Origin of the sequence: Corynebacterium sp. HMSC074C11 (genome assembly GCF_001809455.1) — a bacterium.
Taxonomy (GTDB): Bacteria; Actinomycetota; Actinomycetes; order Mycobacteriales; family Mycobacteriaceae; genus Corynebacterium; species Corynebacterium amycolatum.
Genome location: NZ_KV797722.1, coordinates 119597 through 133370, shown reverse-complemented (window position 1 = coordinate 133370; position 13774 = coordinate 119597). Strand labels below are relative to the sequence as shown.

13 protein-coding genes are annotated in these 13774 nt (G+C 58.1%); 5 read left to right on the top strand and 8 right to left on the bottom strand.

What is annotated here, in order from left to right:
* The first annotated feature begins 105 nt into the window (after positions 1 to 105).
* Positions 106 to 231: a hypothetical protein gene (locus HMPREF2614_RS11330; protein WP_255463551.1), complete on the top strand. Its 126-nt coding sequence runs from the start codon at positions 106 to 108 to the stop codon at positions 229 to 231.
* Positions 232 to 234: 3 nt separating this feature from the next.
* On the opposite strand, the gene HMPREF2614_RS01985 is transcribed toward HMPREF2614_RS11330, so the two are convergent.
* Entirely contained in the window at positions 235 to 1116 is an 882-nt protein-coding gene (locus tag HMPREF2614_RS01985) for a VOC family protein (RefSeq protein WP_038627226.1), read from the bottom strand.
* 3 nt (positions 1117 to 1119) lie between these two features.
* On the bottom strand, positions 1120 to 1413 hold the full coding sequence (locus HMPREF2614_RS01980; RefSeq protein WP_005510922.1) for an RNA-binding S4 domain-containing protein: 294 nt from the start codon (positions 1411 to 1413) through the stop codon (positions 1120 to 1122).
* A 76-nt stretch (positions 1414 to 1489) separates the two neighbouring features.
* Between HMPREF2614_RS01980 and HMPREF2614_RS01975 the strand changes: the two genes are divergently transcribed.
* Together HMPREF2614_RS01975 and HMPREF2614_RS01970 are read left to right on the top strand one after the other, a co-directional pair.
* Complete coding sequence (locus tag HMPREF2614_RS01975; RefSeq protein WP_038627222.1) at positions 1490 to 2017, top strand: HPP family protein; 528 nt, start codon at positions 1490 to 1492, stop codon at positions 2015 to 2017.
* A 58-nt stretch (positions 2018 to 2075) separates the two neighbouring features.
* The gene (locus tag HMPREF2614_RS01970) at positions 2076 to 2771 is read left to right on the top strand and encodes a NeuD/PglB/VioB family sugar acetyltransferase (protein WP_038627220.1); all 696 of its coding nucleotides are present in this window, start codon (positions 2076 to 2078) and stop codon (positions 2769 to 2771) included.
* Here HMPREF2614_RS01970 and HMPREF2614_RS01965 read toward each other — a convergent pair.
* Genes HMPREF2614_RS01965 through HMPREF2614_RS01940 form a run of 6 tightly spaced genes read right to left on the bottom strand, consistent with a single transcriptional unit; the run spans position 2755 to position 10502 of the window.
* Entirely contained in the window at positions 2755 to 3420 is a 666-nt protein-coding gene (locus HMPREF2614_RS01965; protein WP_070559974.1) for a sugar transferase, read from the bottom strand. The genes HMPREF2614_RS01970 and HMPREF2614_RS01965 overlap by 17 nt on opposite strands.
* Positions 3421 to 3430: 10 nt before the next feature.
* Complete coding sequence (locus HMPREF2614_RS01960; RefSeq protein ID WP_070559972.1) at positions 3431 to 4993, bottom strand: O-antigen ligase family protein; 1563 nt, start codon at positions 4991 to 4993, stop codon at positions 3431 to 3433.
* On the bottom strand, positions 4990 to 6168 hold the full coding sequence (locus HMPREF2614_RS01955) for a DegT/DnrJ/EryC1/StrS family aminotransferase (RefSeq protein WP_070431863.1): 1179 nt from the start codon (positions 6166 to 6168) through the stop codon (positions 4990 to 4992). The genes HMPREF2614_RS01960 and HMPREF2614_RS01955 overlap by 4 nt, the downstream gene beginning before the upstream one ends.
* The gene (locus HMPREF2614_RS01950) at positions 6168 to 7358 is read right to left on the bottom strand and encodes a glycosyltransferase family 4 protein (RefSeq protein WP_038627213.1); all 1191 of its coding nucleotides are present in this window, start codon (positions 7356 to 7358) and stop codon (positions 6168 to 6170) included. The genes HMPREF2614_RS01955 and HMPREF2614_RS01950 overlap by 1 nt, the downstream gene beginning before the upstream one ends.
* A gap of 3 nt (positions 7359 to 7361) precedes the next feature.
* Entirely contained in the window at positions 7362 to 8606 is a 1245-nt protein-coding gene (locus HMPREF2614_RS01945) for a lipopolysaccharide biosynthesis protein (RefSeq protein ID WP_038627211.1), read from the bottom strand.
* 18 nt (positions 8607 to 8624) lie between these two features.
* Positions 8625 to 10502 carry a polysaccharide biosynthesis protein gene (locus tag HMPREF2614_RS01940; RefSeq protein ID WP_070559969.1) on the bottom strand — a complete coding sequence of 626 codons (1878 nt, stop codon included), beginning with the start codon at positions 10500 to 10502 and terminating at the stop codon, positions 8625 to 8627.
* 367 nt (positions 10503 to 10869) lie between these two features.
* Here HMPREF2614_RS01940 and HMPREF2614_RS11095 point away from each other — a divergent pair, with 367 nt between their 5' ends.
* Both HMPREF2614_RS11095 and HMPREF2614_RS01935 read left to right on the top strand, forming a co-directional pair.
* A complete protein-coding gene (locus HMPREF2614_RS11095; protein WP_168162088.1) occupies positions 10870 to 11037 on the top strand; it encodes a hypothetical protein in 168 nt (55 codons plus the stop codon).
* 170 nt (positions 11038 to 11207) lie between these two features.
* Positions 11208 to 13772 carry a multicopper oxidase domain-containing protein gene (locus HMPREF2614_RS01935; protein ID WP_070559967.1) on the top strand — a complete coding sequence of 855 codons (2565 nt, stop codon included), beginning with the start codon at positions 11208 to 11210 and terminating at the stop codon, positions 13770 to 13772.
* Positions 13773 to 13774: the final 2 nt, after the last annotated feature.

Sequence of the window (13774 nt, the reverse complement as noted above, 5' to 3'; positions counted from 1 at the left end):
AAGAAGCGCAATTAAAGTGGTCGCTATCAATCCCAGCCGTTGACCCTCCGCCAATAAGGAGAGCGCCGATGACTGGGATTACTCATAGGGGGAGGGTCAAGAAGTATGAGTAAAAACAGGTATAACGCTGCGCAGGCTGTGCCTTTACGTGAAATCACTAACGAAGACGATCCTTTACACGTTAACTACACCGGAAAACAGGACCCTGAGGACGACGAAGAAGAGCTCTAGCTCCTACTGGAACTGGCTGAGGTCAATGCCTTCCAGCGGGTCGGACTCGCGGATGTCTTCCTCCGGTGGCAGCGGCACCTCGCAGAGCACAACTGCCGCGCCACACGGGTCCTGCACGGTTGCCAGCGGACCAAACTCGGTGGCCTGCGGGGCAACGAGCACGGAACCGCCCAGTTCCTCAGCCTTGGCGACAGCGGTGTCGATATTCTCCACGCCGAGGTAGGCCAGCCAGCCGACGAAGCTCTTATCGGCAGCATCGGTCTGTGCGGCAACCGAGCTGGCTACCAAGCCAGCGAATGGCGCCCCGTCTTCCATCGCGACTGCGAAAGTGCCGTGCTCGTTCTTGTTGCGCACTGCAATTTCCCAGCCAAAGAAGTTGTGGTAGAAGTCCGCGACCTGCTCAAAGGTCTCCTCCGGGCCTGCAACCAGTTCGAACCACACCGGGGTGCCGGGCTCGCCCGCTGCGATGAAGGCCTGTTCACCCGGCTGTTCCAGCAGCCCAATGAGGCCACCAGCGGGGTCGGAAACGACGGCCATCGTGGATCCGTCGACAAGCGGGGTCGGTTCCTGGAAGACCTCGGCGCCGAGCTCGCGCGCCTTGTCGACGGCACCAGCGGCGGAGTCGACATGGAAGTTCACACGCCACTGGTTGACGAAGGCATCCTCAGCGTCCTTATCGGCCTCGAGCAGTACCGACACGGGCATTCCGGACAGCATGGCAACACGGCGACCAGCGGATGCCTCGCGAGCATCCTCATGGATTGGCGCAGTGTTGCGGTAAGCCCACCCGAGAACGCCGCGGTAGAAGCGCTCGGTCTTACGCGGTGCGGCGGAGAGCAAATCTACGCGCAGGGGCATGCCAAATTCGGCGGGAAATGCGGGCATGAGTTACAGGTTCCTCCACTTTTCAGGATCAAAGTCATCATCGGCGGTGGCCTCATCAAAGTAGTCATCATCGACTTCATCGGCAGTGGCCACGCGTGCCGACATACCAGCAACAGAGACGACGTCCCCTGGACGCAGCACCTTGCCACGACGAGTGTCGACCTCACCGTTCACGCTGACCTGGCCCTCAGCAATGAGTTCTTTGGCCAGACCGCCCGTTTCCACCAGGTTTGCCAACTTCAGGAATTGCCCGAGACGGATGGACTCATCCCGGATTGCGACATCGATAGGCTCCATGCCCTTAAGTGTGTCATATCCGGTAATAATCTCGAACCGCTACGGAGATGAGGCAGCGCACCCTAACATCGTTCTCATGTCTAATTCACGGTCTCCGAAGTGGCCCCGGATCGCCAGCGAAGCGCCACCCCGCCCGCCGCTGCGTCATATTGTCGCCGCTTCAGTGGCTGTGAGTTTGCCGCTTATGACCTTGGCGCTCATCTCAAACTCCATTTCCGACCTGCTGTTTTTGCCCCCTATTGGGGCCGCCATGGCCCTTATCGTCGGCGCACCGAACTTGCCCCTGGCACAACCGCGAAATGTTGTGGTTGGACACCTGATCGGCTGCATCACTGGCATCCTGCTCTCGCGACTTTTTGGTGTCTCCATCATCACCGCAGCAATCGCCGCCGGTATCGCATTCGCACTTATGCTCATTGCTCGGGCAGCTCACTCCCCAGCGACCGCTACCGCGATTGTCACCGCGCTGATGCCACACGGCCCCGGCATCAGCAACGACTTCCGTCTCCTTGGCTTCGTTTTCGCCTCTTCAATCATGATTGTGGCGTTGGGGATTCTCGCCAACCGGCTGCGCCGCCTTCGGTATCCGACGTACTGGTGGTAGGCGGATTCTGGGGCACGCACTCCGGCTAAATACGGCTATCAGTGGGATAATGACACTCATGCCAAAGCAGTGGATTAACAACACGACGACCGAAAAGATTGTCATCGTCGGCGCTGGTGGTTTTGGGCGCAACGTGGTCAGCTTCATCAAGGACATCAATGACTACGCAGCAGCCAACGGCCTACCAGCGCAGTGGGAAATCCTAGGCATTATCGATGATGGCGCCCCGGACATGACATTTTTCCACAAAATGGGCGTGCAGTTTTTAGGTAAGACCGACATCTTCGCGGACTTGCCCGAGGGGGTCTACTACACAGTCGCAATCGGCAGCGGTGCTGCTCGACGCTCGATTGCGCAACGCGCAGATGCCGCGGAACTCGTGCCCGCGACTCTGGTTCACCCAGACACCAGCATTGGTGCGCTGGTCACGCTCGGCGAGGGCACGGTCATCTGCCCCGGAACACGTCTGACCTGCAATATTGAGGTAGGCAAGCACGCCCAAATCAATATGAATGTCACGATCGGCCACGATGCGGTGCTGCGAGACTACTGCACAATCTTCCCGCTCAATGCCGTGTCGGGCTTTGTCACGCTTGGCGAAGCCTGCACCCTAGGCGCCAACTCCGTAATCAACCCCGGCCTCACCGTCGGCGAGGGAGCGTACATCGGATCCGGAGCCGCAGTTACCAGAGACGTCGATGACTACTCCGTTGTCGCCGGTGTTCCCGCAAGTGTGATTAAGAATCTTCGTTAGCGGAGACGTCCTTATCCGACGACCCATTGTTCGACGAACCGGTGAACTCAGTCATGGTCGCTTGACCCTCTTCTGAGATGCCTTCGCGCCTCAGCACCACCAAGATCGTGTCGAGCAGGATCTTTGCATCGAGCAGTAGCGACCAATTATCCACGTACTGCACGTCGTACTCGAAACGCTCTTCCCAGGTGATGCCATTGCGGCCCGAGACCTGGGCAAGCCCCGTAATTCCCGGTGGCACCTCATGGCGGCGTGCTTGGCGCGGCGAATAACGTTCTAGATACTTCATGCGCAGCGGACGCGGACCAACGAGGCTCATATCGCCACGCAGAACGTTAAAGAGCTCCGGGAGCTCATCCAAGCTTGTGGACCGAAGGAATTTTCCTACCTCCGTGAGGCGGGACGCATCGTCGACAAACCCCTTTGCCGGATTGACGTGGTGCATCGTCCGGAACTTGAGGATATTAAACGGCTCACCATCCTGGCCCGGGCGTTCCTGGCGGAATAGGACTGGCTTCCCCATGGAAAGCCGTACTGCCAGCGCCGTAGCACCCATAACTGGCGACAGCACAATCAGGCCTGCTGCAGACGCCGCGACGTCGATGCCACGCTTAATTACCCGTTGCGCGCGGATGCTTAGTGAATCCATTGGTCATCTCCTACTTTTCGTTGAACATTTCGCGCAGAAGCTTTTCGGCACGCGCATCGACTTCCGCATTTGAACGGTTTCTGACCAACCAACCGATCGCACCCGCTGCACCAGCCGCAGCAAACGACGCTGCCGCAACGCGCAGTTTCTTGTTGTCATTCTTGTTGTCAGGCGCACTTTGCTTGACGACGGCCACCGCTGGCTCCAGCTCCGGCACAACCGGCTCCGCGGTATCGGTGACCATGACTGGTTCGGGCTCGGCTGCGGGTTCTGGTTGCGGCTCCAGCTCTGGTTCTACCGATGCTGTGTCCTGCGCGCGGCACCGTAGGCTCAGCATTGCAAATGCTGCTGCAAAGCCAAATAGCCATAGCGAACGGGAATCGTAGTAGTAGCCGGAAAAAACCTGTGCCACAAGAACCGCTAACGCCACAGCTGCGGTCAGACCAGCTTGAAGAAACTTGAATAGGTGGCGACAAGCGATTGCCAACACAACCAGCACAATCACAAACAGACCGATTCCTATGACACCCGCTTCAGATCCGACTGTGTAGAAGATATTGTGCGGATGCTCCAGTGGACGTGAAGACCTCGGTGTCGACAGCACAACGAAGCTGTGCAGACCACCACCAAAGATGCGGTGTTCACCCATGATTCGGAAAGCTTCATCGTGAAGATAACTACGCCCAGAATCATGTTCTTTTTCGAAGGTCAACTGGATAAAGCGCGTCTTAAAGTACTCTTCAATCTCGGTACCTGCGATGAATCGCGAGTATCCATACGCGACCGCTGCGGCGACAGCGACGTAAAAAACAGTCGCCCACTTCCAACCCCAGTGAAAAAACACAGCTATTGCGGTAAAGAGGACTACCACGGTGGTAGCAACCAGTACACCGCGGCTTCCCGACGCAACGAGACCGTAAGCAAATGGTGCAGCGAACAAGAGAGCTGCCCACATGAACTTACGCCACAGCATAAAAAACACAGCTGCCGCGATGCCGTACAGCATGAAACGGGCAAAGACATTCGGGCCACCGCCGAACGCAGTCATACGTCCGACATATTTCGGACCAGTAATGCCGCCGTAGAGAAAAATAAGCGAGCAAATGGCTATTGCTAACCACAGCCACACCAGTGCCTGAGGATGCAAATAGAACAGTATCGCTGACATCGTGGCGATGAGTCCGAGCGTTATCAACGCAGTAACGACGGGAGCGACTTCGGCAGCTTCAGGAGCCCATAGTCCGGACAGCATCATCCATAACAGCCAGACATAGAACGCCACTAATGCCCACGCTGCAATCGGCCACTGTTTTACATTGCCAGCGCCTTTCATCGCGTTCAACCAACTCTGGCGCTGAGATTGAGGCGTGCCAACGGCGGTAAGGATTGCAACGATCACCAAAATCGGCAATGCCAAAGATAAATCAGGAAGCGCTGCGGAGACATCCTTCATCGTCGTGTCGCCAACGTAGAGAACACCAGCAAACATTCCTGCGGCCACCACAATAAATAGGGACTGCAGTATTGGTTTTCGCTGTTTTACAGCTTCTCCAGCTACCTCAGTAGAAGTCATCCCAGCACTTCCTTCAAAACACCTATCACCCGCGCGACGTCGTCATCGTCCAGCGCCGGACCACTAGGAAGAGTAATGCCGCGGGAGAAAAGATTCTCAGCGGTACCGTTGATGGTCGCTCGCGCGCCCTCATACACCGGCTGCAGGTGCATCGGCTTCCACAGGTGACGAGCCTCGATGTTGGACTCACCCAGCGCCGCAATCACGCTGTCCGGGCTCAGCACGCCCTTATCGACGGCATCCTGTGGCAGCACAATCGAGGTCAGCCAGCAGTTCTCGGTGAACCGCTCGTCGGAGTCAGAGAGCAAGCGGGCACCTTTACCAGGGGCATCGTCGTCAAGCGAGGCGAGCAAATCTAGGTACGCGTCGCGAATCTGGCGACGGCGAGCAATCATGTCGTCCAGACGCGAGTGCTGCGCCCGCCCCAGCGCGGCAAGCAGATTGGAAAGACGGTAGTTGTAGCCGATTTCGGTGTGTTCGTACCAAGCGACGGGCTGACGCGCCTGCGTGGACAGGTAGCGCGCGCGGGCGATGAGATCAGCATCGTTGGACAGCAGCATGCCACCGCCGGAGGTGGTCATGATTTTGTTGCCGTTGAACGACAGCGCGGCGGCACGGCCAAAGCTGCCGGCCGGCTGACCATCGACGCTAGCACCGAGCGCCTCGGCGGCGTCCTCGATGAGCGCGATGCCGAGTTCTTCCAGGCGTGGCGCGAAGGCCGGGTAGTCGGCGCAGCGGCCGAAGAGGTCCACAATCATCACGGCGGGAACGCTCTTGCCCTCGGCAAGCAGTTCATCGACGGTGCAGAGCAGCAGCTCAGGGTCGATGTTGCCGTCCTCTGCGGCATCGATAAACACCGGCGTAGCGCCGACGTAAGCGATGGCGTTGGTCGTGGCCGCGAAGGTCATGGTGGAAACCGGGATGTAGTCACCTTCACCAATCCCCAGCGCGAGCAGCGCCAAGTGCAGGCCAGCAGTACCAGACGACAGTGCGAGCGCGTGCTCAACACCGCAGCGCTTGGCAATCTCCGCTTCAAACGCGTCTACCTCGGGGCCCAACGGAGCCACCCAACCAGAGTGGAGTGCACGAACGACGGCCTGTTCTTCTGCTTCGGTGACTGTCGCGAGCGAAAGAAAGATCCGCTCATTGGGCTTGTTAGCGTCGGCGTTAGTCATTACTTCTGAACCTTTCGGACGCGGTTGAGTACCTCGATGAGCTGGTTGTACAGGCTGTCACGAGCAAAACGCTTCTCACCCAGTTCGCGGTTTCGCTGTCCCGCTGCGCGCATCTCATCGCGGTCGGAGATGATTTCAGCGAATCGCTTGGCCGCGGTCGGAATATCGCGCGAGAGACGCCAACCGGCATCGTGCTCGGTTGCGGCTTCCTCCAGCCAGCCACCGTGGTTGAACACCACCGGACGCGATGCGGCCATGGCATCGAAGACCTTGTTCAGGGAGTTGCCCTCCAGGCAGGGGTCATCACGCAGCGGCGATAGCGCGATATCGGCGGCAGACACGTACTTGGCGACATCTTCCTTCGGCTGACGGCCGAGGAACATCGCATCGGCATCGAGGCCAGCGTTCTCAGCGCGCTGGTACAACGCATCCGAGTCGCTTCCCTGCCCCAGCAGGACAAAGCGCACATTCTCCACGCCATCACGACGCAGCTGCGCCGCCAAATCCACAAGCCACTCCAGCTGGTAGGACATGCCAAAACCACCGGCGTAGACGGCCACCACATCATCGCCCCAGCCCTGCTCCTTGCGGAAAGCCGCACGCTGCTCGGCCGGGATATCAAAGCGCTCAAAGTCCGACGCATTTGGAATGACGGTCACGCGCTTCTTCGGAGCTACCTCTTTGACGCCATCGGCCATCGACGGCGACAGCGCCACCACCTCGCTCGATGCCGCATAGAATGCCTTCTCCAGCTGCTTAGCCAGGAAAATCGCGACCGGATTATTGAGATAGCCCAACTTGATCGGCACCTCTGGCCACAGGTCACGGATCTCCGCCACCAACGGTGCACGCTGAGTAAACTTCGCCACAATTCCCGGAACCGCCACAGTCAGCGGAGTCGAGGACGCGTAAATCACGTCGGCAGGCACACGGGCAGCAACCGCGGAGGCGCGCACTAGGAAGTTGAAGAAACTGACGATGCGCTCGCGCTTCGACATTTCATTGCGGTACGGAATCGCTAGACGACGCACGTGGATGCCATCAACAGTTTTATCCATGGCCTCATCGCGACCACAGATCATTGTCACCTCGTGGCCTACAGCGGCCATTCGGCGGGCAAACTCGTAGGGTCGGGAACCACCCGGCTCACCGGGGAGAACAAAGTGCTGGTGGATATAAGTGATTCGCATTGTTTAGCTTTCCTCGATTACGTCGACGGGGAGTTCTTCGGTGGTAGTTGATGGATTCTTCTGGCCTCCGGTTGGCCGCATTAGCGCCACTGCCGCAACCACGGCTGCTGCAAAATAGACAACTGCGCTAGTCCACGCGAGGCCGAGGGCGTCTCCGAGAAGAATGCCAATCGGGTAACAAATGACAGCGATAACGGCGGAAATGAGCTCCACTCGGCCAATTCGACGGGGATTGTCGCTGCCGAGAATTTCACCGCACAGGTGTCGGTAGCAGCCGAGCACCACGGCCGCGATAGTCAGTGGCAGCACCAACTCCCGGGCAGGCTCAAACTCATGGCCGAATACCGGCACGATGAGGAAGTAGAGTGCCACACCACCGAGCGCACCAAGCGCGCCGTACGCTGCAGTGACTATGCCAAGGTGTCGGAGCACACGAGACGGGGTGAGTTCGCGACCCCTCTGGTCGCTGGTGCGCTGATCGGCGACCGATTGCGCGACCCAATACAGCGGCTCTGTCGCCGTAGCCACGACCACGAAAAGGCCTAACGACGCCGGTGAGGCCAGCGCCGGCAGTAAAACGCGCCCCAAGCGTGTCGTCGTCAGCGGTCCCAGGCCCGATGCGATGAATGGGGCATTTGTTCGAGCCGTCTCTACCACTCCGCCAACACGGGAATCGGTGTGTTTGCGTGACTTCGCTAGCGACCAGATTGCCAGGGGCAGCGCCGGGAAGATATAGGCCGCAGCCCACCAGCGCCAGTCCTCGACTCCTGCAAAATACAATGCAGTGCTAATCAGCAGTACTGAGCCCTGGAAACCGACGAATACTGCGACAAAGAAAGACACTCGATGGCGGCTGATAGCCATCGCACGAACCATGGAAAATGACACGGTAACCAAGGCGACAACGCCGGCCATTGCCGTCCACGGTCCGTAGACGACACCTGCGATGGCACAGGCAATCAGAGCGACCACAGTCATGGCGAAACCACTCGGAATGAGACCGTGGTCGTAATCATCGCGGCGCAGCAAAAGCCGATCGGCCCCAAAGCCGACGAAGGGCGCCACAATATAGGCGAACTGCAAAACGGTAGCGACCTCGCCTCGACCGGCGGGCCCCAGCACTCGCGCGGAAAGAATACTGACCACAAAAGCGACGATTGCGGCCAGCGCTGAAGCTGCCGAAATCGTCGCAACTGTTCGAACTCTTTGCGCCAGCTGCCCGGAGTTAGAGGAGCTGGTGATTGTCACGGTGGGGAGTCATCCTAACTATTTTGCCTTCGAGCTAGCGGTTGCAAGTGATTGTGCACCAGCGGGATACGCCGCAATACTGCTTTGCGCCCCACCGTGCTCTGCAAGCCAACGACGTGCAGCATCGTGATTATGTGTGCACGGGAGAATCCGCGAATTCAGCCGTTCCGGCTCAACACGTACCTCAGTAATCAGCGGATGACGATCACCAATCTTGGGAACCTCGCGGTCATCAACCAAGTCCTCGGAGATCTTCTCACCTTCGCGAAGACCCGTGTAGACAATCTCTACGTCTGCGTCATGGAGCCTGATAAGGTTCTCCGCCAGCTCAGCAATCTTGACCGGCTCACCCATCTCCAGCACCAGAGTCTCACCGGACTCTGCAATAACGGTAGCCTGCAGCACCAGCTGCGATGCCTCCGGAATGGTCATGAAGTAGCGCTGAACGTCAGGGTGCGTCACCGTAACCGGGCCGCCCTCTTCAATCTGACGCTGGAAAGTCGTAATGACCGAGCCACGCGAGCCAAACACGTTACCGAAGCGGACAGATGCCCAGACACCTTCGTGAGTTTGCCCCATGTGCGCAGTCAGACGTTCTGCGGCGCGCTTGGATTCACCCAGAATCGAGGCTGGGTTCGCAGCCTTGTCCGTGGAAATATTAATAACGGTTGAAACATTGGCCGCAGCGGCTGCATCCAGGACGTTCTGGGTTCCGATGACATTGGTTTGCACTGCTTCTGCAGGGTAGCTCTCCAGCAGCGGCAGGTGCTTGAGAGCTGCAGCATGGTAGACAACATCGGGCTTGCGCTCGGTGAAGATCTGCGTCAGCATTTCCGCGTCACGGATATCAGCCAAGACGGTATCGGAGCCGTCGAGAAGCGCCGAACCCGTCAGCGACAGCTGAGTGGCATGCAAGCCGCCCTCATCGCGATCCAGCATGATAATTTCTGCCGGCTCAAAGCGGTGAACCTGTCGGCAGATCTCGGAACCGATAGAACCGCCAGCGCCTGTGACCAGCACCTTCTTACCGCGGATTATCGAAGCGACCTTGGATTCATCCAGGTGCAGCGGCTGGCGGCCGATGAGGTCGGCGATGTTAATTTCGCGCACCTGCGAGGTAGCGACAGCACCACGGTGGCGCGAGTACTCCTCCACCGGCGGCAGAATAAGCAGGCGCAGGGACGATTCCTCACAAATGTGGTTGAGGACATTGATGCACTCAGTGGACAGTGGCTCATTAGTCGCAATGATGACCGACTGCGCCGAAGTGCGCGATGCGACTTCGCCCAACTGATCAATGCCACGAATCACGCGGAGACCATGGATACGAGAAATATGGTTCTCACCGCTTTCTTCGGGATCGACGATTCCAACCAAGTGGAAGCGGTTCTCACGGGAAATACCGGAATCCGTAAGGCTGTTAATAAAAAACTTGGCTCGACGGCCTGCACCGAGAACAATCAAGCGATCATCCGTCTGGCGGGTGCCAAAGTTATCGGTAATCCAGCGAGCGAGAGTTCGGGTATAGATACTTGCCAAAGTTGCGACACAGCCACCGGCGAACGGAACGTACCACGCAATTTCCGGGAAGGTCTTCAGAATTTGAGCCAAACCAGTGGCTGCGGTAGCGCCGCCCATGCTGATGCTCAGCAGAACAATATCTTCAGTTCGACTGCCGGGCCATACGCGTTGCGGGTTGGTGTACTCCCCGAGCAGCAGGCCAAGCAGGACGATGACTACCACGGCGACAGCGACAACCAAAAAATTAGTGCCTGATATTTCAGAGAAAGATACCAATTCACCGCGGACGATTCCATTAGCGGCGGACAGCGCAACCAGCCAGGCGAGTACATCAAATACACACCAGGCGAGCTGCTTCCAGTCTCGGATAAACATTCTTATGCCTTTTATTGCTGGTTAAATTTTCCTACGCACAATGCGTTCCACAGGCTTGGCATACTATGCGATATGAACTACATTTACAGCCCTCTACTCCAAAGGGCTACCCCATCGTTCGGGTAGCCAAAAAGCCACCCTTTCCACCCGTCATCCTCCCTGGTAAAACAATGTTTCGCCAACTATTTACCGAAGCTTCAATCTGTTTACATTCATATAACTAGCTATACAAACTAACTTCTAACGTAACCACTTCCCGACGATTCCAATTAATGCAAAATCACCTCTTTATTGAGATGCTTATTCACGGAAGTATTTGCGTGAATACTCAAACAATCGTTTTTGACAAAAGGGTTACACTTCCCCCGTGAGCACATCATCAACGCGTCGGGCACGCGCTTTCATCATCCGGAAGCCCTTCCTTGCTGCATTGATTACTGCCGTTTCAGTTCTAACGGTGATGACGCTATTGCTTGCTACCCTGATGCTGATTCAAAACCGGATGAGTCAGACACAGCAGACCACACAGTTCTGACAGGCCTACAAAAAAACGGCGAAGACCTGCCCAAATAAAAGCACTCTTACATGCACCCCTATTAAATGCGCAACCGGTATGCGTATTATTGATATATGTCGTCGCCCGCCACACCAGAGCCCCAAGCCCCCACAACCAAACCCCCTTCTAAACCTGGCAAGAGTCACCGCATGTCCTGGCATCGCAAGGCCGGTATGCCGGTGCGCTGGTGGTTCGCTGCCATCATTGTGGCCGCATTAGTCCACCCATTTGTCACCGATGGGCGCTGGCTGTTGGTGCACCTCTTTACCCTCGGCGCCGTCACTAACTCCATCCTTATCTGGGGCCGCCACTTCACCGAGAAACTACTGAAAATCGATGTGCCCGATGGCAATCGGCACATTCAGTTAGCAAACATTTACCTGCTCAACGCGGGCATTGTCGCAACGGTCGTCGGCAAGCTGGGCGATTGGTGGCCAGTGACCACGGCCGGCGCGGCGGTCGTCGGCGTCGCCGTCGCATGGCATGCGATTTCCCTCGGACGCGACCTGGTAGCGAAGCGCGATCGACCATTCGCCATCTCCGTTGCGTACTACGTCGCGTCGGCATGCCTACTGCCGATCGGCGCCACGCTCGGCGCCATCCTCGCATCTCCGAAGGGCGAAGCGCTTCACGACGACCTCCTACTGGCACATGAAGCCATCAACCTTATTGGCTTCCTCGGGCTCGCGGCCTGCGGCACGCTCATCACCATGTTCCCAGCGCTGTGGCGAACCCAGATGTCGCCGCATTCCCGCCCGAAGCTGGCACTAGCAGTACAGCTCATAGGTATCGCGACTACCACAATCGGTGCACTGACCAGCTTCAACTGGTTCGCCTCCGTCGGCCTTGGCATCATCACTATCGGCTGGGTTATAGCCGCCATTCCGTGGGCGCACAACGTCATGACTGTCGCTAAAGACCCCCGCGACCGCCTCAGCTACCCGGCGCTGTCTGTTGCGGCTGCGGCCGTCTGGCTGATCGGCACACTCACAGTTGCCACAGTCAAGGCGCTTGACGGCAGCTTCGTAATCTCATCCCTTACGCTGCCGCTGGTATTCGGTTTCGGCGCACAATTGCTTATCGGCATGATGAGCCAACTCTTGCCCGCCACCATCGGCGGAGGTGCTGGTCCAGTCTCTGCCGGTATGAAGGAACTTGACCGCGCGGGCGCATTCCGCTGGTCGATCATCAATATTGGTCTGGCACTGTGGCTAATGCCGCTGCCTTCCTGGACCAAAGTGGCGGTCTCCGCAATGGTCTCCCTTGCCTTGGTGTCTTATCTGCCACTTGTCGGTCGTGCCGCGAAGGCTCAGATTGGTGCGCTGAAAGAAAGTCAGAAGGCACGGGCCAACAAAGAAGCAACGCCGAAGCCGGTCGAACTGCACGCAACTGCACGTCGACTCGGTGCTCAAACTACCGCCGCTCTGGCTGTATTGGGCCTGGTAGTGACTATTGGTGTTGCGCTGAGCGGTGGCGGCGGAACGGGCAGCATTGAAACCACCGGCGATATCGCACCCACCGGCGAGACCGTCGAGGTCACGGTTACCGCCAACGATATGACGTACACCCCAAACATCATCGAGGTCAACCCCGGTGACCGCCTGGTCATCACCATGGTCAACGCTGATTCCCAGGTCCACGATCTGCGCTTGGCCACCGGCGAGGACACCGGACGTGTCGCCCCTGGCAACTCCGCCACCATTGAAGTGCCGGTTGTTCCCGGTGACATTGACGGCTGGTGCACCATTGCTGGTCACCGCCAGATGGGCATGACGCTCACGGTCAATACAGGTAGCACTGATCATTCACACCACACCAGACGTGGCAACCACGCTGACCATGCCACTCCCGGTGCGCTCGGGAATGTCGGCGAGCAACCCGGCCCAGACTCCCCTACCATTAATCCAATATTGGCGCCCGCCGAGGACACTACAGTCCACCACGTCACCCTGAGAGCCAGCGAGTTCACCGGCTACGCTGCCCCTGGCGTCGAGCAGCAGCATTGGGTATTCAACGGCAAACCGCTGGGGCCAACCCTGCGCGGCAAGGTGGGCGACGAGTTCGTCGTCACGCTCATTAACGATGGCACGATGAGTCACTCCATCGACTTCCACGCGGGCATTGTCTCGCCGGATGAGCCGATGCGAGACATTGCCCCTGGCGAGAAGCTTGAGTACCGCTTCCGCGCCGACCGGGCGGGCATCTGGATGTACCACTGCGCAACCATGCCCATGTCCATGCACATCGCTGCCGGCATGCACGGTGCGGTCATCATTGACCCGCCGAGCCTCGCAGAAGTCGACCACGAAGTTCTTCTGGTGCAGTCCGAAAGCTACTGGGGCGAAGCCGGCCCCGATGCCGACAAGGTCATGGCCGAGGATCCGGATATCTACAAGTTCAACGGTTACCCCGACCAGTATCTCACCCACCCCATCCGCATTCGCGCAGGTGAGACGGTACGTTTCTGGTTACTGGCCGCAGGCCCCAACAAGGGCACGAGCTTCCACATCGTCGGTACGCAGTTCCATCGCGTGTACAAAGAGGGAACGCTTTTGCTTGACGACGGCGTGGGCGGCGCCCAAGCCCTTGACCTCGGTGCCGCGCAGGGTGGTTATGTTGAGGCCGAATTCCCGGAGCCGGGCACGTACCGCTTTGTTGACCACCAGATGGTGCATGCCGAAATGGGAGCACGCGGCGACATAGTGGTGAACTAAAC

Excerpts from the sequence above, each read along its gene's own strand:
- HMPREF2614_RS01940 (WP_070559969.1), bottom strand. The coding sequence starts at position 10,502 with ATGTTTATCCGAGACTGGAAGCAGCTCGCCTGGTGTGTATTTGATGTA.
- HMPREF2614_RS01965 (WP_070559974.1), bottom strand. The coding sequence starts at position 3,420 with ATGGATTCACTAAGCATCCGCGCGCAACGGGTAATTAAGCGTGGCATC.
- HMPREF2614_RS01955 (WP_070431863.1), bottom strand. The coding sequence starts at position 6,168 with ATGACTAACGCCGACGCTAACAAGCCCAATGAGCGGATCTTTCTTTCG.
- HMPREF2614_RS01980 (WP_005510922.1), bottom strand. The coding sequence starts at position 1,413 with ATGGAGCCTATCGATGTCGCAATCCGGGATGAGTCCATCCGTCTCGGG.
- HMPREF2614_RS01975 (WP_038627222.1), top strand. The coding sequence starts at position 1,490 with ATGTCTAATTCACGGTCTCCGAAGTGGCCCCGGATCGCCAGCGAAGCG.
- HMPREF2614_RS01985 (WP_038627226.1), bottom strand. The coding sequence starts at position 1,116 with ATGCCCGCATTTCCCGCCGAATTTGGCATGCCCCTGCGCGTAGATTTG.
- HMPREF2614_RS01970 (WP_038627220.1), top strand. The coding sequence starts at position 2,076 with ATGCCAAAGCAGTGGATTAACAACACGACGACCGAAAAGATTGTCATC.
- HMPREF2614_RS01960 (WP_070559972.1), bottom strand. The coding sequence starts at position 4,993 with ATGACTTCTACTGAGGTAGCTGGAGAAGCTGTAAAACAGCGAAAACCA.
- HMPREF2614_RS11330 (WP_255463551.1), top strand. The coding sequence starts at position 106 with ATGAGTAAAAACAGGTATAACGCTGCGCAGGCTGTGCCTTTACGTGAA.
- HMPREF2614_RS01950 (WP_038627213.1), bottom strand. The coding sequence starts at position 7,358 with ATGCGAATCACTTATATCCACCAGCACTTTGTTCTCCCCGGTGAGCCG.
- HMPREF2614_RS01935 (WP_070559967.1), top strand. The coding sequence starts at position 11,208 with ATGTCCTGGCATCGCAAGGCCGGTATGCCGGTGCGCTGGTGGTTCGCT.